The organism is Leucobacter soli (assembly GCF_042659205.1).
Taxonomy (GTDB): Bacteria; Actinomycetota; Actinomycetes; order Actinomycetales; family Microbacteriaceae; genus Leucobacter; species Leucobacter soli.
Genome location: NZ_JBHSRW010000311.1, coordinates 1 through 2089, shown reverse-complemented (window position 1 = coordinate 2089; position 2089 = coordinate 1). Strand labels below are relative to the sequence as shown.

At 60.4% G+C, this 2089-nt stretch carries 2 protein-coding genes; one reads left to right on the top strand and one right to left on the bottom strand.

From position 1 onward, the window contains the following. Nucleotides 1-25 precede the first annotated feature (25 nt). Nucleotides 26-706 (top strand): bifunctional DNA-formamidopyrimidine glycosylase/DNA-(apurinic or apyrimidinic site) lyase, encoded by a 681-nt coding sequence (gene mutM, locus ACFPZL_RS12565; RefSeq protein ID WP_382335686.1) that lies wholly within the window; start codon nucleotides 26-28, stop codon nucleotides 704-706. Between the two features lie 164 nt (nucleotides 707-870). Here the strand turns inward: mutM and ACFPZL_RS12560 are convergent, their stop codons facing one another. Further along, nucleotides 871-2013 (bottom strand): MFS transporter, encoded by a 1143-nt coding sequence (locus ACFPZL_RS12560; RefSeq protein WP_268912075.1) that lies wholly within the window; start codon nucleotides 2011-2013, stop codon nucleotides 871-873. Between the last annotated feature and the right edge of the window lie 76 nt (nucleotides 2014-2089).

Here is a 2089-nt window from a genome sequence, read left to right as displayed (position 1 = left end):
CGCGCGCGTCGTCGGCGCGGGAGAGATGGCCCTGCTCGCGCACCTGGGCATGAGCGGGCAGCTGCTGCTCCGCGAGCTCGACGCCGCGGGTGATCGTCACGTGCGCATCCGCCTGTGGATCGAGCACCCCGAGCACGGGGAGCTGCGGATCGACTTCGCCGATCAGCGCCTCTTCGGCTCGCTCGCGCTCGACCGGCTCGCCGCGGCGCCCGACGGGATCGGCGAGGTTCCGGTCCAGGCGCTGCATATCGCGCGGGATCCGCTCGATCCGGCCTTCGACGATGCCGCGTTCGTGGCGGCGCTGCGGCGGCGCGGCAGCGGAGTGAAATCGCTGCTGCTCGACCAGTCCCTGGTGAGCGGCGTCGGCAACATCTATGCGGATGAGGCGCTCTGGCGGGCCCGACTGCATCCGGAGACGGCGGGCTCCGTGGTCGGGGCGCGGAAGGCCGCCGAACTGCTGCGGCTGCTCCGCGACGTCTTCGCGCAGGCGCTGGCGGAGGGCGGTACGAGCTTCGACGAGCAGTACGTCAACGTCAACGGACAGGCCGGCTACTTTGCTCATCAACTACATTCATATGGCCGGACGGGCCTGCCCTGCGATCGATGTGGCACTCTCATAGTCAGAGAGCGGTTCATGAACAGGTCCTCGCACTATTGTCCGAAGTGTCAACGGCTAGCGAAAGCTCAATCCGCGGCGGCGAAGTAAGTGAGCATTGAGACCCTCTCGGCAGAGTTGCAGGCAACGCTATTGCATTAACAAAGGTGAAATGTAATTGGCGCGGAGATGACCTGGCCTGTGGTTTGGATTCCTTTCGGGGTAGCAATTCGGTGAAGACAAGACACTGTGGGTGCCGTAGTGAATTCAATTCCTTAGCTGGTTCGTGAACTTAACTTCGTGATTGCGGGAAGGATCGCAAGTGCTGCAGTCGCCCCAGATATCGAGATTGTCACCCAGACTGGCCCAAAGCTCACGGCCTGATCACCGGACCCTACGAAAGCCACGAGAAGAGCAACCCCTACGGCCGCACCGATTTGCCTGCCAGTGTTGATAATGCCAGTGCCGGATGCGTAATCTTCTTCCGGTAGCGCTCCCGCACCGCCAGACAGAAAGCCCGTCTGCGCTATGCCTGCGGCCGCACCAGTCAGAATGAATCCGGCCAAAAACGCTACTGGCGATGAGTTTTCAGTTGTCAGGCTCAAAGCCCAAATAAGGCCCGCGACCATAAAGAGCAGCCCGCCGCCCAACGAGAGCCACTCGGCCTTAAGGTTTGTCCGCCCCGCGATGAGTGAAGTGACGACCGCAGTGCCCGGGCCAAGAATGAAGCAGATGCCAGTAAGTGCGGAGCTCCATTCCCAGACGTTTGTGGCCCAGAGCGCGCAAGCCAAAAGCATCATGGAGAATCCGACATAGAAAGCTGCCATCCCGACTGCTGCAAAGGAAAATGACGGCGTCTTGAATAGGCGGAGATCTACTACCGGATCGGGGTGCCGCATGCTGCGGTAAAGGAACAGACCAAATGTCGAGATGCCAAGCGCTGCGGTGACCCAGAGTCGAAGCTGATCCGGCTTTCCTTCACTCGACATGGTGAGGACTGTGATGAACGATGCAATGGTGACGGCCAAGCATGCTGCGCCAACGAGATCCGGAAGTGGTGAGGCTTTTCTCGGAGGCGTGGGGAGAGCCCGTGCAGCAAATAGTGCGACGAGTGCCAAAGGGATCTTCAGAGCAAAGACCAGTCTCCAGTCGAGGTCAGCGAGGAGTCCGCCGAGTACCGGTCCAAGCGCTGCGGCAAGAGAACCTGCAGCGGCCCAGATCGAGATCATCCGTTTGTGGTCAGGCTTGGGATAGGCCTCAAGAAGAAGCGCCAGGCTGGTCGGAACGATGACGCTCGCTCCGACGCCTTGTAGAGCGCGAGCCAGGATCAGGATTCCGACGTTGGGAGCCAGCGACGCAAGCATCACACCGATTGTGAACGCAACGAGTCCCCAGACGAATACGCGTCGCCGACCAATGAATTGGCCTGGTTTCAGTTCCGATCTTTATATAAGGATGGAACTACGATGCCAAGCAAATACGACCCTGAACTTC

Excerpts from the sequence above, each read along its gene's own strand:
- mutM (WP_382335686.1), top strand. The coding sequence starts at position 26 with ATGGCCCTGCTCGCGCACCTGGGCATGAGCGGGCAGCTGCTGCTCCGC.